Here is a 19,705-nt window from a genome sequence, read left to right as displayed (position 1 = left end):
ACGATGAGGAGCACGTCTCCTCTGGAATCCATCTGTCTGACTCACACCTGTACCAAAACACCGGGCGTCATCGATCCCGAAATAGAGATTTTCTTCACGTACTGACCTTTGGCCGTCGCCGGTTTGAGGCGATGGATGTTTTCAATGAACGCCTGCGCGTTCTCCAGAAGCTGCTTTTCATCAAAGCTCTGCTTGCCGATGACCGCCTGTACGTTCCCGCCCGTGTCGTTGCGGAATTCGATTTTGCCTGCGGAATACTCACGTACCGCCTGCTCGATCTGAGGCGTTACTGTGCCGCTCTTGGGTGAAGGCATGAGACCCTTAGGGCCAAGTACCTTACCCAGGCGGGACACAACACGCATCATATCGGGGCTTGCCACAGCAACGTCAAAATCAAGGAATCCGCCCTCAACCTCTTTCACCAGTGCATCGCCGCCAGCCTTGATGGCTCCCGCCTTCATGGCTGCGTCGATTTGGTCGTCCTTGCAGAAGGCAATCACGCGCTTGCTCTTGCCGATTCCGTGCGGCAGGGCCAGCGAACCACGAACGAGCTGGTCAGCCTGTTTCGAGTCGATACCCAGATGTACGACGATCTCGATCGACTGATCAAACTTAGCTTTCTTGAAAGTCTTGAGTCTCGCGATCGCCTCGGGGAGAGGCACTACTTTTTCGCGGTCCCAACCTTCGATATCAGCGCGGTAGCGCTTGCCGTGAGGCATCGCAGTTCCTTTCGAGTCCCCGCATCGGGCGGATGCGGGCGATTCTCCCAGGGTTTACGGCCCCTGGTATGCCGTTTACGAATCCCGCACACACAATGCGGGATACTTGCTTATTCAATCGTCACACCCAATGAACGGGCGGTGCCAGCCACCGTGCGCATCGCTGCTTCGAGCGTGTGGCCGGTCATCTCTTTCATTTTTTCTTTGGCGATCTTCTCAAGCTGAGCCTTGGTGATCTTGCCTACCTTTTCTTTGTTCGGAACACCGGAGCCTTTTTGTGCGCCGGCAGCTTCGAGGATCTGCACAGCCGCCGGTGGCTGCTTGACCTCGAAGTCAAACGAGCGGTCTTTATAGACCGTGATGACGCATCCGACGACTTTACCATTCAGAGCGCGGGTTGCTTCATTGAATCGCTGGATAAATTGGCCGGGGTTCACGCCGTTTTGTCCCAGTGCGGGGCCGATTGGCGGAGCGGGAGTTGCCTGACCACCCGGAGCCTGAATCTTGAAGACAACCGTGACTTCTTTCTTTGCCATAACCAAACTCCTGCGGAGAACGCCCGCTCAGCCGCGACATCGGCGAGCTATGGCGAGCCGGGAAGTATAGCGAGTTCCACTAAACTTCGCCAATACGCAGTTTGTGTAGTTGCTGAGGTTTCCACAAAAAGTCCATCGTTCGTTTCATTGCCTCGTGCGCTGCGATGGGCTTGGGTCGATGGACTCACAACAATCAAAGGCTAGTTGTTTTTCTGCTAGCCGCCCTCGCCCCCATTAGTCATACGACTTCGGACAGAACATCTTTTTCAATGCAGAACAATTCAACGATCCAGAACTTTTAATAATTTTTACCGTATGCAATTCAAGTGTATTCAATGCCTTACAACGAATGCTAGCAGCTATTTCATCGCTGATTACCTATTTTTGCCTACCTTTCTGATACTCTGATATTCAATTCGTGTTACGTCCATGGCGTCACGCAATCGAAATCGGCCGGTATGTTCCGGCATGCGTCATCGATGTAACACCTAATTTCCTTAGGAGGGGAAAATGAACTTGTTACGATCTGCTTCAGTTCGTAAATGCGTAAGCGTGCAAAGTGCCGCTGCCGCACTTATCACAAGTCTGGCAATGGCTGCCACATCGCAAGCGGTAACGGTACAGTTCAACGATTTCAGCAGCACCGCAGGGCTGACGCTCAACGGTAACGCTATCGGTAACGTCAACAACGGCATCGATGCTGGCCGCGTACTCCGTCTTACCTCAGCATCCGGAAGCCAGAGCGGCAGCGCGTTCTCAACCACAACTGTTAACGCAGCTACCTTCAGCACCGCTTTCAGATTCCGTATCACCGATCCCGGTGGGACTATCTTCGACAACAACCCCACTTCCGGTGCCGACGGCATCGTTTTCGTTGTGCAGAACGTAGCATCAAACATCGGCGGAGCCGGTCAAGGTATCGGGTACTCCGGCATTCCTAACAGCGTCGGGGCTGAGTGGGATACCTGGCACAACTCCTACAACAACGACCCCGACTCCAACCACCTGGGCATTGACGTCAATGGTGTGGTGGATCACGGTGCTGGCTCGCCCTTCACACAGACCATCGCCACACGGTTTGATGATGGGAACCTTTGGTATGCCTGGGTTGATTACGACGGCACCAATCTCGAAGTAAGGACCAATCAGACCGGCATCCGCCCGGCGACGGCCACTCTCTCGCGTTCCGTGAATATCGTGAGCATCCTCGGAGCAACTTCCGCTTACATCGGGTTCACATCAGGAACCGGCGCGGACTGGGGTAATCACGACATCGTCTCATGGGAGTACCGCGATTCCTTCGATCCGATCGACGACGACCATAACGGTAACCCTGTTCCCGAACCACTCACCGGCGGGCTGGTGTTCCTCAGCGGCAGTGCCATCGTCGGCTATCTTTCTTCACGCCGTCAGCGCACGACTGCCTGAGTGAAACGATTTCGTAATTCGACTTCACAAGCCCACCGCAAGGTGGGCTTTTTTCTTGGCGCGGTATCCGACGCAAAAGAGCATGCCATCGACGAATGTCATATCCGCTTGAGATTTTCGGCGGGCCTGCTAATCTTCTGTCGCTTCACGAGTTTCGTCCGCGAGACTCGTGCTGGCGGCTAGGTAGCTCAGCTGGTAGAGCGTGGCACTGAAAATGCCGAGGTCGCTGGTTCGATCCCAGTCCTAGCCATTTCACCTTCAGCGTTTTGCTCCATACCCTATTCATGTGTCCAACGCTCCGCCCATCTCGCTCGATTTGGTAGTGCGTGCCTACACCATGGGGGCATTTCCCATGGCAACGGGGCGTCATGGTCAGATCCGATGGTACAGCCCCGATCCGCGGGCGATTCTGCCCCTCGACGCAGCCCGATTCAGCAGGTCGCTGCTTCGCAGAGTTCGATCGGGAAAGTTTGAAATCACCTTTGATACTGCGTTTGAGGATGTGATCCGCGGATGTGCCCAAGCCCGACGTAAGCACGAGGAAACATGGATCAACGAGGACATCATCCGCGTGTACACGCAACTCCATCAAGCGGGTGTAGGCCATAGCGTGGAAGCATGGCTGCGAGTTCCTGACACTTCAAAAAAATGTAAAGTCGATTGCAAAGAAATCACTGAGGCGGCTGTGGCTAATCATCCGTTCTCCTCTTCAACAGAAGACAAGAACGAGAATCGTGTACTTGTCGGCGGGTTGTATGGTCTTGCGTTGGGGGGTGCGTTTTTCGGCGAGTCGATGTTCAGCCGTGTTTCCGATGCCTCCAAGGTCTGTCTGGTTCATCTTGTGGAGCACCTGCGCAGCCGTGGTTACGCTCTGCTCGATACGCAAATTGCCAATTCACACATGCAACAGTTCGGCATCATCGAGATTCCGCGTTCTGAATATCTCGACCGACTGACGCAAGCCTTGGATATGTTCGTGTCGTGGTAGTCGTGAGGTTCTGCTGCTGCGCCGAGTCAATAAAAAAAGCGATTAGTCCGTTCACCGCGCTCGTTGATGCGCAGCGATACGGACGCAATCGCTTGGAGTCTGCATGAATTGCTCCGCAGAAGCGGAGGACGCAGCAATTACGGCAGGTTGATGACCTGGCCGGGCTTGATGACGTCTTTATTGATGCCGGGATTAGCGCGGATCAGCGGGCCAAGCTGGTTGATGCCGCCGAGTTGCTCACGGGCAATTTTCGACAACGTATCGCCCTTCTTAACCGTGTATGTGCGAGCACCTGAAGAAGGCACTGCGACAGGTTCCGGTGCTGGTGCCGGCGCAGGAGGCGGAGGCTCATAGACAACCGGAGGAGGTACCGGCGTCGGAGTTGTCCCGCCGCCATAGGTATCACTCGATGGCGCGGGTTGCGGGGTCTTGGCGGCCGGCCGCTTGTTTTTATTGCATCCGATTAAACTCACCGCAGACGCGAGAACCAGAACCGTCATCACCTTCCGCATGGCGTTTGGCCTTTCCCTGATTGATCAATCGCATACCCACATCGGGTTGCGAACTTGGCAATAACTTAACAACCGTTCATGCCGCCAGCAATATCGTCGCCGCAGCAGCCGTGTTTTTATCGGACAACCAGCGGCAAAAACTATTAAAAATAGTTGCTGCCGTCCTGATACACATTTCTTCTCTAACTAGCCACCACCAGACGCGTATCGAGACGATCGCGCCACTCGGAACTGATAGCCGAATCGGTGACAATCTGATCCACCTCACCCAAACCACAGACACGAGCCAGACTTTTGCGTCCGAATTTACTTGAGTCCATCAGCAGAATGCTGCGTGCCGCCTGACGCATCATGGCCTGCTCGACCTGGGCCATCGCCAGATTTTGATTGAACGCCTCATCGCCATAGATTCCTGCGAGGCTAAAGAGCAGCAAATCCGCGTGCAGGTCGGCAAGACATCCGGTTGCAATCGGGCCAACCATCACGCCGGTGCGCGGGTAGAGCGTGCCCCCGATCATGATTAACTCCACCTGATCGTCGTCAATGAATGTACTGGCGACACCAAGGCTGTTGGTGACGACTTGAATGGGACGGGCGGTGATCTGCCTGGCGGTATAGATCACGGTCGATCCGCCGTCGAGTAACACTGTCATTTGCGGCTCGACCTGGCTGGCTGCGTATTTGCCGATCAGTTTTTTTTCATTGACTTCAGATTGAAGACGAACGGTCAGCGCGACGCTGTGGTCCGTAGCCGCGGGCGTAACATCGGACCCTCGATAAACCGCACCGCCATGCGTACGTGATACCAGCCCCCGGGTTTCGAGTTGTTCGAGGTCGCGGCGAATCGTCGAGGCACTGACATCAAGCTCGCGGGCGAGGTCTTCGAGCAGAGCTGTTCTGCGCTGCCGAAGAATCTCGACCACACGATTTTGCCGCTCGACGATGAGCATGCGTCATTCCTTTCCTTGCCCTCAACCGCCGCGGTAACGAAATACCGCTGCCATCAAATCTTTCCCACCACTCGATCCCACCGAGCTTTGTTCCAGGCGATTTTTTCAGCAGGTGACATTTTTGAAAAGTCAACGCCGCTGCTGCGACTCCCTTGAGTGCTGTCACTGTTACTCGATGGCGATCGTTGGCCAGCAGATCGCGTATCAACTTTCCCGCCATCGACTTTGACCGCCGTCCCGCCATAGGAGACAGCGCGTGTCGTGGAGATCAGGTCATCCGAAAGTCGGCGATACGGCTGGACGCCGATTTTTTCCAGTGATGCGTGATATGACTTGACCGCAACAGTCGGATCATTGATGTCACCATCAGCGATCCAGCGCAGATGCTGGATGAAGACACTCTGGCTCTCGGCATTGTTAATCATCCTGCCGTACAGAGCGGCACGGGCGCCATACTTACGTGCTTCGCATAGCTGATGGAATGCATCGAATGTAGTACCAGCCGCCCCGCCGAGGATGCCTACGACCAGCGAGCGGTCATACGACGCCAATTGCTCCATCGCCTCCGGGCCGTGATAGGCAATCTTGAGAAAGAGCGGACGTCCTTTGCCGACCACGCCGGCAAGCGTCCGCGCAATCGAGTCATTCACAAACCGCCCGATATCGCTGGGACATGAGCCGCCCGGTGCGTTGCAGGCATTCGGGTCGAACACTTCAAGGAAGTGTCGAAATCCTTTTGCCTCAGCTTCAAGCCGGAAATCACGATAAGCATTCAGGGAAACAAGATCGCTTTCGAGGTTGTTATTGAAGGTGACCGAGTACAACCCCAGATCAGCTCCTTTTTTTCGTTCCTCCGGCGAACAAGTCAGTTTGCCGCACATGATGTGGTCAATTGTCGCGGTACGAAACGGCAGACTCGGCTGGCTGAGGTAGGTGCCTCCCATGGCAGCAAAGATGTCCGTCGCATCGTTAGCTCGTGCGGCGGGAGTTACGTGTGAGTTTTCAAAGATCTTCTCGTTGATCGTCAGCACTTCGCTGGTCGAAGCGCTCATGAGCATGATGTCAATGAGGCCCTGCTTGACGTTCTGACGTATAAGCTCACGGAACTCCTGAAGCGAACGAAACCGTGCCTCGTGAGCATAGTGTTCGGGTGATTTTCCCGGCGCAGCCATGCCATAGGCCATATCCGCATCTTTGGCATCTGCGAGAATGAAATCCTTCACTGACGGATCAGCAAGAATACGAGCGATCTTGGTATCGAGCGATTTTTGCATGGCTGGTACTTGGTTACTTGAGTTTGCTCCACGTTTCGTCCAGAGCTTTGGCTGATGCCTGGATTCCCGCCTTCTCTTTGGGCCAGAGATCCACTTCCATCGCACGGATCACTCCGGCGCGTCCAACGACCGTCGGAATACTCAGACAGGTATTACGGATGCAGTACTGGCCACTGAGCTTTGAACTCACCGGCAGAATTCGCTGACTGTCCAGTGCGATCGCGTGGATCACTTCAGCGATGGACCACCCCACCGCGTAGCCCGCGCCTCCCTTGCGTTTGATGACTTCCGCACCTGATCCCTGAGTGCGCTTAAACAGGTCGTTCTGTTCGTTGACCGACATCATGGAGGAGAGCGGCACACCGCCGACTACCGCACTTGACCAGATCGGGGTCATGGTGTCGCCATGCTCACCGAGAATGAGTGCCTTGACCTGCGTGGCGGGCAGATGCTTGAAATCGGCAATCAGCGAGCAGAATCGTGCGGTATCCAGAACGGTCCCAAGCCCGATCACCTGTTGGGCGGGCCAATTCAGATGCTCGATCGCCAGTCGCGTCAACACGTCCACCGGGTTGGACACGACAAAAATGATCGCATCTTTTCGGAGATTCGCTCGTTTAAGATCGTCAAGGATGCCTTTGAAGAGCACGACGTTTCGGTTAATGAGATCAAGCCGTGACTCATCGGGCTTTCGCCGTGATCCGGCTGTGATACAGACCACATCAGCATCCGCGAGTCTGGCGGTGTCGCAAGCGTAGATCTTCTGATCGGCGACCAGTGATGAGCCGTGCAGCAGGTCGAGCGCTTCCCCCGCAGCCATCTCTGCATTGACATCCGCCAGTGCGATTTCACGCACGATCCGGCCAGCCTGGAGTGACAGTGCCGCGTTAGAACCCACACGCCCGCCACCGCCGATGATGCCTACCTTGATACTCATAATCGAAGCTTTTCAGATCAACAACACGTCCGTCCGATCCGCAACAGCGCAACTTTCATCGTGCCGCAGCCATGATCTGATCTGTGATTGACTGCACCAGAGTTTCAAATGCCGAGTCATTACCGGCGTTCGCAGGGGAAGCATTTCGCGCTGAAACAATCTCTCGCACCATGGGGGCCAGTGCGTCCTCTTCACGTTCCGCACTGGTCGCGTGTTCAACTTCCCCGCTGTGGCAGCAGCATTGCGCTGATGCCGTCTGGTCAAAGGTCGCAAAGAACGGTTGATTGTCTTCGCCGATACATCCTGTGGGTGCGCAGGCGAGCCTTTCATCCGGCAGCCCGAACTTCTGCTTCACCTTCAACAGGTCCACCATCTGCTCTTTGGAGAAGACATTGGCCTTGCCGATGTTCTTGCACAGGAGCAGGATGCGACAGTAGGCATCGAGAATTTCGAGCTTGTAGTAAGCGTCGATCAGATTGTGGCTGAAACTCACCGAGCCGTGATTTCCCATCAACACCGTATTGGTTTCAGCATTGATCAGCGGCGTAATCGAGTCGGGTAACGCCTGCGTCGAGGGCAGCGCGTACGGCGCAGTGCGCACCTTACCGAGAAAGACTTCCGCCTCCGGATGCAATCCTTCCGGCAGCGGAATACCCGCAATCGCAAATGTCGTCGCGTGCGGCGGGTGACTGTGGATCACCGCTTTTACGTCCGGCCGCTTCTTGTAAATCGCCAGATGAACCAATACCTCACTGGTGCGTTTGCGACCACGCGAGTTGGCTTCTACCTGTTTGCCATCCATATCGACGACGCAAATATCCTCCGGAACAAGGAAGCCCTTCGACAGCCCTGTCGGCGTGCAAAGGACGCGATCATTGCTGATACGCACCGAGTGGTTGCCCTCGTTGCCGGCACAAAAACCTTTGAGCCAAATCCGATGTCCGATCTCACACATCTCACGCTTGATTTGAAAAATGGGCATTTCCATGGGTGTTCCTTACTTGCCGTTACTGCTTTGGTTCCCCTCTTATTCTGTTGCATTCACCACTGACGACTCGCACTTTGAACACATCCAATCGATTGCAGATTCACTTAGCCTCACACAACTTCCACCGAGTCAAGAATGGCTGCGTTATAAGCATCGATCGGTACCTGGGTGGGATGAAACGGCATGCACGCTTCCCGCCCTTCACTTACCGCGATGATCTGGCCGACGCCCGCACCAAGCTCGTCGAAGACGATCAGCGATTCGGGCATCGCGCTTTTGCGCCGCACGTTTCCTTTGATCCCGGCCAACGAATCCGCATCGAATGCCTCAGCGATGAGATAACGTCCGGGGCGCAATTCGCTGCGCTTACGGCTCAACGTCAGACACCCGATGACTTTCGCTATTCGCATCAATGACTCGCTGTCTCGCAGACTGCTCTATCCGCAACGATGCAGGTCGGCCAGGTCCCGTTCCACTGCGGCGGGTGCCTGCGGGCCTTGCTGCATCATGCGGTCCACCATCGACGACACCGAACGATGGCCGTGATGGGGATATTCAATAATCAAAACATTCGCACCAAGCTCGCTGATGCCCTGCTCGACGGCCTCACCGCAAGTGCCAACGACAGCTCGGATCGACGCACAGCGATTGGCGAGGCAGGCAGCTCTCGCCGCGTTATGGACGAACAGAATTCCGCCAGCGACCTGCCGGGCACGGATCGCACTGGAAAGCTCACGCACGACCTGTGCCAACGAACCGGGCAGACGATTGGCGGAGGAAGCCCGCAGCCGGGCGCGGCGTTCATTCGTCACGTCCTGAACCACAGGGCACGACCCGTCAATCCACCACATCCACAGCAACGACGAAAAATCAATCCCGCCGGGTGATGCACTCGCTGCGACTCCCGCACGGCGAATGCGTCTGGGATCCTTGCGGGCCAGATCGTTTGCCAAGGGTGAAAGGCGGGCATCGGCGGCAAGCACCGCGACACCATCACTGGCCGCGTCCATCGCTGCCTGCAACTGACTGGCGGTGATGATGCCGTTCAACGCAATGGTCGGCGAGTCGCTGCGCTTCGCCTCTTGTAGAGAAGGTTGATGTGATGCGGTACTCGCCGACGATCCTACGGCTGCGTGCAGCTTTCCTGCCAATTCGGGAAACTTCGAGTAATCGCCGGTGCAAATACCGATCGGCGGCTTGATATCCGCAGGACCGCCGCGACTGGATGCAGCGGTATTCCCGCCCCCGAACGCGCCGCGTTCGCGCAGGACCGCAATCACCTGGGCGGCGACCATCTGCACGAGTTGGCGTTCCAGTTCAGTCATTTAATCCACGATTCCGATCGTCCAATACCGCGCAGGGCAGTTGTTGTCTTTGACAAGTTCCCGCAGCCCCAACCCGTCGGTGCTGATGATGACCCGATCGCCGAGGCTGGCACCGAGTTTGTCCACAGCGATCACCGGATCGCCGGATACCTTGCCGCCGACTCCGACCGGTTGACATACGAGCAGCCGCGCTGCCGCAAGCGATTTATGCTTCACGGTGCTGGTGGCTCGACCTTTGACAACGGCAAGTTGCATGATGGTTACCGTATTTCTCCAGCTACTGACGAAACATCGTTGAAACACGCAAAGCCGCCGTCCGCATTACAGGGACGCTCATACGATTCGCAGCGCGCCGCTGACACTCATCCTTCTGAAGCGGGTAAACGTCAACGGATTGGTCACACCCTCACCTGTCGGTGTGGCGATCGAGTAACTGGCGTATCCTTCGCCGCCGACACCCAGGCAGGCTGTACACGGACCGTTGACCGCGAAAAGTGTCGTGTTCATCACCCGGCCCATGCGCGTGATGTTCGCCAGATTGTTCGAGTGGATGATGGCGGTGTGTCCGAAGCCGTGCTCATGCTTGATCGACAGCTCCAACCCCTGCTCAAAATCGCGCACGCGCACGAACGGCACGAAGGGCATCATCTGCTCTTCAGGCACGAAGGGATTGGTTTCGTCCGTCTCACCGAAAAGCAGATCGCATGGCTTGTTCAGCTCCAATCCCGCCGCACGAGCGAGCACGGAGCAATCCTTGCCGATGTATTCCTTGTTGACTGCGTGATGATCTTTTTCCCACTTGATCGCGGCAGCGGTGAGTTTGTCGATCTGTGATCCATTGAGTTCAACCGCACCCGCGCGGCGCATCGCAGCCATCATCTTGTCAAAGACCGATGCGACGACGAAGACTTCCTTTTCGCCGATGCAGAGCAGGTTGTTGTCGAAGGATCCGCCGGCGATGATCGACCGGGCAGCGTTATCCAGATCGGCGGTTTCATCGACGACCACAGGCGGATTACCCGGCCCGGCGACAATCGCCCGTTTGGACTGCTTCATCGCGGCGCGTGCAACGGCAGGACCGCCCGTCACAACCAGCAGCGGAATGCCGGGGTGCTGAAATATCTCCTCCGCGGTGCGCAGAGTCGGCGGGTCAATCACATTGATCAGCGGGTCAATGCGAAAACGCGATGCGATCGCCTCGTTGTAGGCTGCGGCTGCCATCGAAGCAGACTTCGCACCGCCCGGATGCGGGTTGACGACCAGTGAGTTTCCCGCAGCGATCATGTTGATCGCATTTGCGGTCAACGTCGGGATCGAGTGTGTGACGGGAGTGATTGCGCCGATGACACCCCACGGTGCCGCTTCATCGAGGCCAATGCCTTTATCCCCGCTGTGCGCCCGCGTGGTGAGAAACTCGACTCCTGGGACATTGGTCAGCAGTTCGAGTTTGGCGACTTTGTGATCGAGCCGGCCGATCCGAGTTTCGTCGAATTCAAACTGCCCCCACTCCTGTGCACGGTCGAGTGCCATTTTTTTGAGGAGCTTGCAAATTTGATCACGGATACCGATACCTGCCGTCGCGAGTTGATGTTGTGCTCGTGTAGCTGATTCGACCGCTGCATTCACGTCACCGTGGATACCCGGCCGTCCGGCAAAACCGCTTCCGCGTGAGTTCCCGCCGTCACGGGCAGGTTGAGCGGTGACGACAGCTTTGCCCGGACCGAGCTGCTTGAGCACTTCCTGAACGACGTTGGCGATAAGTGTTTGCTGGTCCATGTTGATTCGTGCTGTTACGACGCATGAGCGGCCAAAGGCCGCGACCGGTTAATCAGTTCACCCGTTGCCCCATGACCACCGCTTCATCGACAATGCCGATGATCACCGCGTCCACGGGTACTTTGTTCAACCCCTCAGCCATGCGGGCGCTGGAGCCTTGCACGATCAGCACGAGTTGACCCTCACCTGCGCCGATGTGGTCCATCGCGACGATCGCGCGACCCGTCACATCCAGCCGCCCGCCGCCCTCGCCGGGTTGATTGGCAGCAGCTCGCGTGTCGTCGTAGTCCACTTTCAACGGCTCGACAATCAGCAGCCGCTGCCCCTTGATGGCGGGATCTTTCGCGGTGGCGACGACGTGACCTTTGACTCGTGCAAGGAACAAGGGAGGCTCCCGTGGAAAAGGCCAGGGATAAAAAGCACACATGCCGGAGGAAGGCCGCGGCCGTTCGCCTTCGCAGTTGCCCGCTGAGGCTTGGACGCCCGGACCTCGGCACGCGTCTCTTACAGCTTCGACACGTCCTCATGCGGGCGTGCGATCACGTGGACGCTGACAACTTCACCAACGCGGCGAGCCGCCTCAGCACCGGCATCCACCGCGGCCTTGACCGCGGCCACATCACCTTCAAGGGTGATGGCGACCAGCCCGCTGCCGACTTTGTCCTGACGGACAAACTTCACGTTGGCAGCTTTGAGCGAGGCATCCAGTGCTTCGATCGCTCCGATGAGACCTTTGGTTTCAATCATTCCGATAGCTTGCTGAGGCATGACAATCTCCAGGGTTCAGGTTTCCGTACTCAGATTTCACGTTCCGCTTTCACACGGTGATGGCTTGCTGTTTGACGGCTCCCGTCAACACTTCGATGGTTTGCCGTGCGACGATTAATTCCTCATTTGTGGGGACGACCCACACTTGTGTTCTGCTTGATTCCGCGTCGATGCGTTCTTCTGTTTTACCTGACGCGCTTTGATTTTTGCGTGGATCAAGATGCACGCCCGCGTAATCGAAACCGCGCAGGACTCCCTCGCGGATCGACTTGCCGAACTGGCCGACGCCGCCTGTAAACACGATCGCATCCGCACCGTTGAGCACCCCCAGATACGCAGCGACGTAGTGGCGACAACTCTCAATGAAGGCATCGAGTGCCAACTGCGCCTGTGAATTACCTGACGCGGCTGCCTGCTCGACCTCTCGCATGTCGGCACTGACCCCGGATAAACCCGCCAGGCCGCCTTCCTTGCCGAGTTTTTTGAAAATCGCATCGAGATCGAGGCTGCCGCCGGCTGACTTGAGCAGTTTGAGTAACGCAAAGGTGTCAAAGTCGCCGACTCGTGATGCGTGGAACACGCCTGATTGCGCGGTCATGCCGAAGCTGTTGGCGACGCTTCGTCCGTCCTCAATCGCGCAGATCGAACACGACCCTCCGAGATGGCAGGAGATGATCTTCCGTGCAGTCGGCACGATCTCCTTCATCCGGGTGGCGATGTAGCGATGGCTCGCGCCGTGGAAGCCATAACGACGGATACCCAGCTTCGTCGTCCACTCATAAGGAATGCCGTACACCTGTCGCGGCAGTGGTATGGTCTGATGAAACGCGGTCTCGAACGCTGCCACCTGGGGCACGTCCGGCAGCTTTTTCCCAAACGCCCGCATCGCGGCCACATACGGCGGATTGTGCTGCGGCGTGACATCGGCAAACTGCTCCTGCACGGCGAGCACTTCCTCCGTCACACGCACCGCGCCGGAAATCGGCCCGCCATGAACCGCCTTGAAGCCGATCGCTTCGACGCCATCAATCCGCGCAATCGCACCGAGCTTTACCAGTTGCGTCAGGTGCAGGTCGATCGCTGCCGCATGATCCGCCAGATCGACCACGCCCTCGCCCCGCCGCTCGCCCACAGCCACGGACCACGCGCTGCGACCCAGGCCGATGCGGTCAGCGGCTCCTGTCGCGAGCACCTGCTCACGAGGCATGTCGAAGAGCTTGTATTTGAAGCTCGTCGATCCGAGGTTGGCGATCAGAACAATCATGCGACGATCATCTAACCTGATGTTCAGGGTTGCGAAGCTGAGTGATTCGATGCCGAGTCACACAGCCGCTTACCCGGGACAATTTTTCAGAAGCTGTCGAGCAACTGATCGTGCGGACGGGCGATGACATGAGCGGCGACAAGCTCGCCGACCTTCCCTGCCGCCTCAGCACCCGCGTCCACCGCTGCCTTCACCGAGCCGACATCGCCGCGCACGATGACGGTGACATACGCACCGCCGATCGGTACCGTCTTGACTAGTTGCACATCCGCAGCCTTGAGCATGGCGTCGGTCGCTTCGACCACGCCGGTCTGCCCTCTTGTCTCAATCATTCCAATTGCGCTCATTGAAAATCCTTTCGTATTCTGTGAGGAATAGGGTTGTGTCGATCCATCGGCGAGGGGTTGATCCGCTTTAACGGTGATGACGAACATCACCCGATCAACACCCTGCCGGCCTGCTTCAGGCCGTCGCGTTTTTGTTGCCTGGCTTCTTCTTGGGCATCACCGCGGCCAGTTCGTCGTGCGGGCGGGCGATGATATGGACGCCGACCACCTGGCCGATCTTGCCCGCCGCCGCCGCACCGGCATCAACCGCCGCTTTGACTGCGGCGACATCGCCAGTGATGAATGTCGTCACCATACCGCTGCCGACTTTGTCCCATCCAATCATGGTGACATTCGCGGCCTTCATCATCGCGTCGCTGGCTTCGATCAGGGCGATCAGCCCCTTGGTTTCAACCATTCCGAGTGCTGCTTGAGGCATGGGGTTCTCCAAAGTGTTCAAGGGTGACTAGTCGGACATCAATCGCGACCACGGGTCGCGCTTTTATTTCACAAGCTCCATTCGTGTCGCGCTGGGAAGATGACATGCGTTGCCCTCATCGGTGTCGATGTGGACTTCGAGTTTCACCTTCGGGTGCTGGCGAACCTTGACGCGATCGAAAACGACACCGCACGGCCCGTCGATTTTGAGCTTCATGTAGTCCCCGTCTTTGACGCCGTAATGCTCGCAATCGCTGGGATGCATATGAACGTGACGCTCCGCGCGAATGACGCCCTGCTTGAGGTTCAGTGCGCCGTGCGTGCCGACGAGGATGCAGCCGGGCGTGTCGTGGTGATCGCCGCTGATGCGCAACGGAATGTCCAGCCCAAGGAAGATGGAGTCCGTGTACGCCAGCTCGACCTGAGTGTGACTCCGTGACGGACCGAGGATGCGCACGCCGGGAATCATTCGATTGCGCGGACCGACGATGTTGACGAGTTGCTCGCTGGCGAACTCTCCGTCCTGATAGAGATCTTTGAGCTTGGTGAGTTTCGCGCCGGGTCCGAAAAGAATTTCGAGATCAGCAGGCGACACGTGAGCATGTCGCGCTGAGACGTTGACGCGCAGAGGATTGGGACCTGTTCCGGGTGTCGGCGACTTGAAAGACTGTCCGCTCTTGCCAACCCATTGATCGCGCAAGACCTGACGCACAAGTTGCTCAACAACGCGGCGATCCAGAGGCGTGGCGTTTGAAACCATAATGCGAAACCTTGCGATCAATCACTCCAGAGCCTTGCCCCATCGCCCGGCCCCAAAGGGATGTTTCGGATTAAGAATACCCAACCTTCCACAATATTTCAATAATTTCCAAAATATTCCATTTTATGCCTATCCTATTCGGTAGGAATATCCCATCTATTCATGGGATAACGACCTACGATTGATGACAGATTATCCACAATCGGTCAAATTGTGCCTATTAACGTCGCAATAACGCGTTGCGTGCTGCAATGACGTGTGATTTTGCTAAGTCCACCGTAGATGCCGTCGCGGTCAAATGGCCCATTTTTCGACCTGGTCGCGGCTCAGCCTTTCCGTAAAGATGGACCTTCACCTCCGGTATCGCACAGGCACCCACCCAATCAGGCTCGCCACTGCACCACAGGTCTCCAAGCAGATTGGCCATCGCAGCGGGGCGAAGCTGTTCCGTTGATCCCAGAGGCAGTCCGCAGATCGCGCGGAGTTGTTGCTCGAATTGACTCGTAACGCTGGCGTCGAAGGTTAGGTGGCCGGAATTGTGCGGACGCGGAGCCAGCTCGTTTACCAGCGGCTCACCCTTTTGATTGATAAAAAACTCAACGCACAGCACGCCGACGACATTGAGTTTTTCCAGAATGCCCCGCGTGATTTCGATGGCCTGTCGAGCGATCTTTTCCGAGACATGAGCCGGCGATACGGAAATATCGAGTATGTGATTGGCGTGTGTATTTTCAATCACACCATGATGCGCGAAGGAACCGTCGATCCCGCGAGCTGCGACCACGGAGACTTCACACTGGAAATCGACGAATGCTTCAAGGACTGCCTCATGAGAGTTGAGTTTTTTCCACGCCTCATTTGTCGCGGCAGGTGAGGTGATCTTCACCTGACCCTTGCCGTCGTAACCCCACCCGGCGGTCTTGAGTATGGCGGGTGCGCCGAGTTTCATCAGTGCGGCCTCAAGCTCCGCAGGCGTCCGCACCACTGCAAAGGGGGTAACAGGGAAGCCGTTGGTCTGGAGAAACGTCTTTTCCCGCAAGCGATGCTGCGTCGTGTGCAGCACATCGCCGCCCGGTCGCACAGGGGCATAATGCGATGCCGCCTCAGCAGCCGCAGCCGAAACATTCTCAAACTCAAAGGTCACGACGCTGACCCCTCGCGCAAATTGCCGCACAGCGTCGAGGTCGTCGTAACTTCCCTGCACTTCGAGGTCGGCGACTTGACCAGTGGGCGTATCGTCGTCGGGGCTGTAAGTGTGGACTCGGTAGCCCATGCGTCTGGCGGCAATGGCGAACATCCGGCCAAGCTGTCCGCTGCCCAGCACGCCGACAGTCGCACCAGGAAGAATGATCCTGCGATCTGCGTTGCTCAAGGAAGCCTCTCCTCGAGCACTTTTTGTGATTGCTCCCCTCGGAAGGCTTTGAGTTTTTCTCGTAATTCCGGTCGCTTGTTGGCGAGGATGGCAATGGCCAGCAGAGCTGCGTTGATCGCGCCGGGCCTGCCGATCGCCAGCGTCCCCACAGGCACGCCGCCGGGCATCTGAACAATCGACAGCAGCGAGTCCATACCTTTGAGTGCCGCGCTTTCCACTGGCACACCCAGCACCGGCAGTACGGTGTGTGACGAGACCATCCCCGGTAGATGAGCTGCTCCGCCTGCGCCGGCAATGATCACTTCGATGCCGCGTTTCTCTGCTTCCTGTGCGTACTGTCGCATCCAGTCAGGCGTGCGGTGGGCACTGACCACCTTGCATTCGTGCGGCACACCGAATTTTTTCAACATCTCATCCGCATGGGACAGCGTGTCCCAATCGGACTTGCTGCCCATGATGACGCCGACGAGGGGATTTGAACTGGTGGTCATTAGTCTCTCAGTGTGTGATCAGAGGCCCGTCCTCAGTTAATCCAACGATCTTCACTGGTTGAAACGAAGTCTTCAAATCACACACCCGTCAGAAACCCGGCGGCTGTGGCGAAAGTTCATAGGATCGGAACGAACCCGTCCATTAGGTTGCTCAGGTTTCGGAGAAAATATCCTTACTCATCCGTCACGCAGCCTTCGGACGCAGGTTTGACCGTCTTGATGTATTTGTAGAGAGTCCCGCGGGTCGCGCGTAACGGCGGAGCCTTCCATGCCGCCTTGCGCTTCTTCAATTCCTCGTCGCTCACGTGCAGGGTGATCGCCCGCTTTTCAGCATCGATCGTGATTTTATCGCCGTCCTGCGCCAGCGCGATCGGCCCGCCTTCCTGCGCCTCAGGCGTAATGTGACCGACGATGAAGCCGTGGCTGCCGCCGCTGAAACGGCCATCGGTCATCAGCGCGACATCCTTACCGAGTCCCGCGCCCATGATCGCGCTGGTCGGCGTGAGCATCTCCGGCATCCCAGGGCCGCCCTTGGGGCCTTCGTAGCGGATCACCACCACATCGCCTTTCTTGATCTTGCCCTGCTCAAGTCCGCGTAGCATCGCTTCTTCCTGATCAAACGCGCGGACTGTGCCGGAAAACACCAGCCCTTCCTTGCCCGTGATCTTCGCCACTGATCCGCCGGGAGCGAAGTTGCCGTAAAGGATCTGAATGTGTCCGGTTTTTTTGATCGGGTTTTCAATCGTATGAAAAACATCCTGCCCCGCTTTGAGTCCCGGCAAGGCGGCGAGGTTTTCCGCGACTGATTTACCCGTGACGGTGATGCAGGTGCCGTCGATGAATCCCTTGCTCAGCAGGTACTTCATCACCGCCGGCGTACCTCCGACCTTATGCAGGTCTTCCTGCACGTATTTGCCGCTGGGTTTGAGATCCGCCAGAAACGGCACACGGTCGCTTACTTTCTGGAAGTCGTCGATCGTCAGCTTGACGCCGACCGCACGCGCCATCGCAATCAGGTGCAGCACCGCGTTAGTCGATCCGCCGACAGCCATCACCACAACCATCGCGTTTTCAAAAGCAGCGCGCGTCATGATGTCACGCGGCTTGAGGTCCATCTCCAGCAGCTTACGGATGGCTGCACCAGCCTGAATACACTCCCGGAGCTTTTCGGGATCTTCCGCGGGAATATCCGAGGAGTAAGGTAAGGCCATGCCCATCGCTTCGATCGCGCTGGCCATCGTGTTGGCGGTGTACATACCGCCGCAGGCACCGGCTCCGGGGCAGCTTTTGCGGACGATCTGCTTGCGTTCTTCCTCGGTGATCCTGCCTGCGATGAACTCGCCGTAACACTGGAAAGCCGACACGATATCGCGCGGCTGATTACCCGTAAGTCCGGGCTTGATCGTCCCGCCATACACCATCAGCGCCGGTCGATTCAATCGAGCCATGGCGATCAGACAGCCGGGCATGTTTTTATCGCAACCGGGCAGCGCCACCAGCGCGTCGTACCATTGCGCGGACATCACCGTTTCGATGGAGTCAGCGATCAGATCACGCGACTGGAGCGAATAGCTCATGCCCTCGGTGCCCATCGACAGGCCGTCTGAGACGCCGATCGTGTTAAACCGCATCGGCACGAGATTGGCTGCGGTGACGCCCTCTTTGACTTTGGCGGCCAGATCGTTGAGGTGCATGTTGCACGGATTACCGTCAAACCAGTTGGCGACGATGCCGACCTGGGCTTTGTTCATGTCTTCTTCGCTGAGGCCGGTGCCGTAGAGCATCGCCTGCGAAGCACCCTGACTTTTGGGCTGCGTCACGTGGGCGGAATACTTATTGAGGGATGCGGGCATTGGTAAATCCTTCTAAAACACACCGCAAAATACGTCATGGTGCGTTGCGGTGGGTTGAGGATTTTAGCACAAGTATTCCGTCGAGAGCGGCATTGAGCTGCAGAAAGTCGCTGCCGCGGAATGGAGCAACCGCGATCAAGCGAGGCGGCGGAAGAAATTGCGGTACAGAATCGTCTCGCTCAGGTTGTCCACCTCGTTGCAATGCTCCCAATCAATCCACACATATTCGATGCCCAGATAACCCTGATAACGGTTCTTCCTCAACTGCTGAAAAACTCGTTTGTAGTCGATGGCATTATTCTTAAACGACGTTTGCAGACGGCCTTTGACTGCACCACGCACATGGAAGTGGCTCGCGTGCGGCAGCAATGGCTCAATCTGAGCATCCTTAAATCCAGCACGAATAAAGTGCGTGTAGTCGAGCGTCAGCGTCAGGCCGGGAACTCTTGCGAGAAGTTTGAGGGCGTCTCTGGGAGTCGGCGCGATCGAACCGACGTGTGCCTCGACCGAAAAGGTGATGCCTGCTGCACCCGCTTTTTCAACACGCCACATCAACTCATCCGCACAACGCCCCCAGGATGCGGCTGAGGGTTCATCCGGGAACAGCACGCCGGGTAATGCGGTCACATGGGTTGAACCGCACGCATCGGCGTACTCCAGCGTTTTTTCAAACCATAACCGGGCTTTCTTACGCCTTCCGGGTTCTGGGTGATTTGACGCATAGGAGACAAAGTCGGGGTTAGTCTGCAAAAACACATCCGCGGCTTTGAGTCCTCGGCCTTTGAGTTTCCGCGCCATCTCCTTGCCGGAACGGCTTGGCTGACGGAATTCTTTTGATGGCCAGAGATGCGAACGTCCCTCAAACAGTCCGAGGTCCACGCCGTCTAACTCCAGCATCGCAATCAGATCGAGCACCCTGTCGTGCGGCAGGAGCGGGAAGGAAAAATCGGCGGTGGCGAGTTTTAGTTTCATGACGACCTCGAAAATCTATTCCGTTACC

23 protein-coding genes and 1 tRNA gene are annotated in these 19,705 nt (G+C 57.0%); 3 read left to right on the top strand and 21 right to left on the bottom strand.

Annotated elements, in window-relative coordinates; genetic code table 11:
• Positions 1-41: 41 nt before the first annotated feature.
• A complete protein-coding gene (locus IT444_08315) occupies positions 42-719 on the bottom strand; it encodes a 50S ribosomal protein L1 (GenBank protein ID MCC7192768.1) in 678 nt (225 codons plus the stop codon).
• Positions 720-829: 110 nt separating this feature from the next.
• Positions 830-1,255, bottom strand: coding sequence for a 50S ribosomal protein L11 (rplK, locus tag IT444_08310; protein MCC7192767.1), 426 nt, complete (start codon positions 1,253-1,255; stop codon positions 830-832).
• A 510-nt stretch (positions 1,256-1,765) separates the two neighbouring features.
• Here rplK and IT444_08305 point away from each other — a divergent pair.
• From IT444_08305 to IT444_08295, 3 genes are all read left to right on the top strand, one after another.
• Entirely contained in the window at positions 1,766-2,683 is a 918-nt protein-coding gene (locus tag IT444_08305; protein ID MCC7192766.1) for a hypothetical protein, read from the top strand.
• Positions 2,684-2,860: 177 nt separating this feature from the next.
• A tRNA-Phe gene (locus IT444_08300) sits at positions 2,861-2,933 on the top strand.
• 252 nt (positions 2,934-3,185) lie between these two features.
• Positions 3,186-3,671, top strand: a complete 486-nt coding sequence (locus IT444_08295) for a hypothetical protein (protein MCC7192765.1) — start codon at positions 3,186-3,188, stop codon at positions 3,669-3,671.
• 137 nt (positions 3,672-3,808) lie between these two features.
• On the opposite strand, the gene IT444_08290 is transcribed toward IT444_08295, so the two are convergent.
• The 19 genes from IT444_08290 to IT444_08200 all read right to left on the bottom strand — a co-directional run bounded on the left by IT444_08290 (position 3,809) and on the right by IT444_08200 (position 19,677).
• On the bottom strand, positions 3,809-4,171 hold the full coding sequence (locus IT444_08290) for a LysM peptidoglycan-binding domain-containing protein (GenBank protein ID MCC7192764.1): 363 nt from the start codon (positions 4,169-4,171) through the stop codon (positions 3,809-3,811).
• A gap of 194 nt (positions 4,172-4,365) precedes the next feature.
• The gene (locus IT444_08285) at positions 4,366-5,133 is read right to left on the bottom strand and encodes a DeoR/GlpR transcriptional regulator (GenBank protein MCC7192763.1); all 768 of its coding nucleotides are present in this window, start codon (positions 5,131-5,133) and stop codon (positions 4,366-4,368) included.
• 53 nt (positions 5,134-5,186) lie between these two features.
• Positions 5,187-6,407, bottom strand: coding sequence for a hypothetical protein (locus IT444_08280; protein ID MCC7192762.1), 1,221 nt, complete (start codon positions 6,405-6,407; stop codon positions 5,187-5,189).
• Positions 6,408-6,420: 13 nt separating this feature from the next.
• Positions 6,421-7,344 (bottom strand): lactate/malate dehydrogenase family protein, encoded by a 924-nt coding sequence (locus IT444_08275; GenBank protein MCC7192761.1) that lies wholly within the window; start codon positions 7,342-7,344, stop codon positions 6,421-6,423.
• A 55-nt stretch (positions 7,345-7,399) separates the two neighbouring features.
• Positions 7,400-8,332 (bottom strand): class II aldolase/adducin family protein, encoded by a 933-nt coding sequence (locus IT444_08270; protein MCC7192760.1) that lies wholly within the window; start codon positions 8,330-8,332, stop codon positions 7,400-7,402.
• Positions 8,333-8,442: 110 nt separating this feature from the next.
• Positions 8,443-8,742, bottom strand: a complete 300-nt coding sequence (locus tag IT444_08265) for a EutN/CcmL family microcompartment protein (GenBank protein MCC7192759.1) — start codon at positions 8,740-8,742, stop codon at positions 8,443-8,445.
• A 27-nt stretch (positions 8,743-8,769) separates the two neighbouring features.
• The gene (locus IT444_08260) at positions 8,770-9,657 is read right to left on the bottom strand and encodes a hypothetical protein (GenBank protein ID MCC7192758.1); all 888 of its coding nucleotides are present in this window, start codon (positions 9,655-9,657) and stop codon (positions 8,770-8,772) included.
• The gene (locus IT444_08255) at positions 9,658-9,912 is read right to left on the bottom strand and encodes a hypothetical protein (protein ID MCC7192757.1); all 255 of its coding nucleotides are present in this window, start codon (positions 9,910-9,912) and stop codon (positions 9,658-9,660) included. It abuts the gene before it with no gap.
• A gap of 78 nt (positions 9,913-9,990) precedes the next feature.
• Positions 9,991-11,433: an aldehyde dehydrogenase gene (locus tag IT444_08250; GenBank protein ID MCC7192756.1), complete on the bottom strand. Its 1,443-nt coding sequence runs from the start codon at positions 11,431-11,433 to the stop codon at positions 9,991-9,993.
• Positions 11,434-11,485: 52 nt separating this feature from the next.
• Positions 11,486-11,818: a EutN/CcmL family microcompartment protein gene (locus tag IT444_08245; GenBank protein ID MCC7192755.1), complete on the bottom strand. Its 333-nt coding sequence runs from the start codon at positions 11,816-11,818 to the stop codon at positions 11,486-11,488.
• A gap of 119 nt (positions 11,819-11,937) precedes the next feature.
• A complete protein-coding gene (locus IT444_08240; protein MCC7192754.1) occupies positions 11,938-12,201 on the bottom strand; it encodes a BMC domain-containing protein in 264 nt (87 codons plus the stop codon).
• A gap of 49 nt (positions 12,202-12,250) precedes the next feature.
• Positions 12,251-13,465: an acetate/propionate family kinase gene (locus IT444_08235; protein ID MCC7192753.1), complete on the bottom strand. Its 1,215-nt coding sequence runs from the start codon at positions 13,463-13,465 to the stop codon at positions 12,251-12,253.
• A gap of 86 nt (positions 13,466-13,551) precedes the next feature.
• Positions 13,552-13,812: a BMC domain-containing protein gene (locus IT444_08230; GenBank protein MCC7192752.1), complete on the bottom strand. Its 261-nt coding sequence runs from the start codon at positions 13,810-13,812 to the stop codon at positions 13,552-13,554.
• Between the two features lie 115 nt (positions 13,813-13,927).
• Positions 13,928-14,230 (bottom strand): BMC domain-containing protein, encoded by a 303-nt coding sequence (locus tag IT444_08225; protein ID MCC7192751.1) that lies wholly within the window; start codon positions 14,228-14,230, stop codon positions 13,928-13,930.
• A 63-nt stretch (positions 14,231-14,293) separates the two neighbouring features.
• Positions 14,294-14,989: a phosphate propanoyltransferase gene (gene pduL / locus IT444_08220; GenBank protein MCC7192750.1), complete on the bottom strand. Its 696-nt coding sequence runs from the start codon at positions 14,987-14,989 to the stop codon at positions 14,294-14,296.
• Positions 14,990-15,209: 220 nt separating this feature from the next.
• Entirely contained in the window at positions 15,210-16,361 is a 1,152-nt protein-coding gene (locus IT444_08215) for a 5-(carboxyamino)imidazole ribonucleotide synthase (GenBank protein ID MCC7192749.1), read from the bottom strand.
• A complete protein-coding gene (gene purE / locus IT444_08210; GenBank protein MCC7192748.1) occupies positions 16,358-16,852 on the bottom strand; it encodes a 5-(carboxyamino)imidazole ribonucleotide mutase in 495 nt (164 codons plus the stop codon). The genes IT444_08215 and purE overlap by 4 nt, the downstream gene beginning before the upstream one ends.
• 173 nt (positions 16,853-17,025) lie before the next feature.
• Positions 17,026-18,705 (bottom strand): dihydroxy-acid dehydratase, encoded by a 1,680-nt coding sequence (ilvD, locus tag IT444_08205; GenBank protein ID MCC7192747.1) that lies wholly within the window; start codon positions 18,703-18,705, stop codon positions 17,026-17,028.
• Positions 18,706-18,840: 135 nt separating this feature from the next.
• Complete coding sequence (locus tag IT444_08200) at positions 18,841-19,677, bottom strand: sugar phosphate isomerase/epimerase (protein MCC7192746.1); 837 nt, start codon at positions 19,675-19,677, stop codon at positions 18,841-18,843.
• Between the last annotated feature and the right edge of the window lie 28 nt (positions 19,678-19,705).

This window comes from Phycisphaeraceae bacterium, assembly GCA_020851465.1.
GTDB lineage: Bacteria > Planctomycetota > Phycisphaerae > Phycisphaerales > Phycisphaeraceae > JADZCR01.
Note: the sequence above shows the minus strand (reverse complement) of the source record. Positions and strands in the feature narration are given on the sequence as shown.

Excerpts from the sequence above, each read along its gene's own strand:
- IT444_08315 (MCC7192768.1), bottom strand. The coding sequence starts at position 719 with ATGCCTCACGGCAAGCGCTACCGCGCTGATATCGAAGGTTGGGACCGC.
- rplK (MCC7192767.1), bottom strand. The coding sequence starts at position 1,255 with ATGGCAAAGAAAGAAGTCACGGTTGTCTTCAAGATTCAGGCTCCGGGT.
- IT444_08305 (MCC7192766.1), top strand. The coding sequence starts at position 1,766 with ATGAACTTGTTACGATCTGCTTCAGTTCGTAAATGCGTAAGCGTGCAA.
- IT444_08290 (MCC7192764.1), bottom strand. The coding sequence starts at position 4,171 with ATGACGGTTCTGGTTCTCGCGTCTGCGGTGAGTTTAATCGGATGCAAT.
- IT444_08285 (MCC7192763.1), bottom strand. The coding sequence starts at position 5,133 with ATGCTCATCGTCGAGCGGCAAAATCGTGTGGTCGAGATTCTTCGGCAG.
- IT444_08280 (MCC7192762.1), bottom strand. The coding sequence starts at position 6,407 with ATGCAAAAATCGCTCGATACCAAGATCGCTCGTATTCTTGCTGATCCG.
- IT444_08275 (MCC7192761.1), bottom strand. The coding sequence starts at position 7,344 with ATGAGTATCAAGGTAGGCATCATCGGCGGTGGCGGGCGTGTGGGTTCT.
- IT444_08270 (MCC7192760.1), bottom strand. The coding sequence starts at position 8,332 with ATGGAAATGCCCATTTTTCAAATCAAGCGTGAGATGTGTGAGATCGGA.
- IT444_08265 (MCC7192759.1), bottom strand. The coding sequence starts at position 8,742 with ATGCGAATAGCGAAAGTCATCGGGTGTCTGACGTTGAGCCGTAAGCGC.
- IT444_08260 (MCC7192758.1), bottom strand. The coding sequence starts at position 9,657 with ATGACTGAACTGGAACGCCAACTCGTGCAGATGGTCGCCGCCCAGGTG.
- IT444_08255 (MCC7192757.1), bottom strand. The coding sequence starts at position 9,912 with ATGCAACTTGCCGTTGTCAAAGGTCGAGCCACCAGCACCGTGAAGCAT.
- IT444_08250 (MCC7192756.1), bottom strand. The coding sequence starts at position 11,433 with ATGGACCAGCAAACACTTATCGCCAACGTCGTTCAGGAAGTGCTCAAG.
- IT444_08240 (MCC7192754.1), bottom strand. The coding sequence starts at position 12,201 with ATGCCTCAGCAAGCTATCGGAATGATTGAAACCAAAGGTCTCATCGGA.
- IT444_08235 (MCC7192753.1), bottom strand. The coding sequence starts at position 13,465 with ATGATTGTTCTGATCGCCAACCTCGGATCGACGAGCTTCAAATACAAG.
- IT444_08230 (MCC7192752.1), bottom strand. The coding sequence starts at position 13,812 with ATGAGCGCAATTGGAATGATTGAGACAAGAGGGCAGACCGGCGTGGTC.
- IT444_08225 (MCC7192751.1), bottom strand. The coding sequence starts at position 14,230 with ATGCCTCAAGCAGCACTCGGAATGGTTGAAACCAAGGGGCTGATCGCC.
- pduL (MCC7192750.1), bottom strand. The coding sequence starts at position 14,989 with ATGGTTTCAAACGCCACGCCTCTGGATCGCCGCGTTGTTGAGCAACTT.
- purE (MCC7192748.1), bottom strand. The coding sequence starts at position 16,852 with ATGACCACCAGTTCAAATCCCCTCGTCGGCGTCATCATGGGCAGCAAG.
- ilvD (MCC7192747.1), bottom strand. The coding sequence starts at position 18,705 with ATGCCCGCATCCCTCAATAAGTATTCCGCCCACGTGACGCAGCCCAAA.
- IT444_08200 (MCC7192746.1), bottom strand. The coding sequence starts at position 19,677 with ATGAAACTAAAACTCGCCACCGCCGATTTTTCCTTCCCGCTCCTGCCG.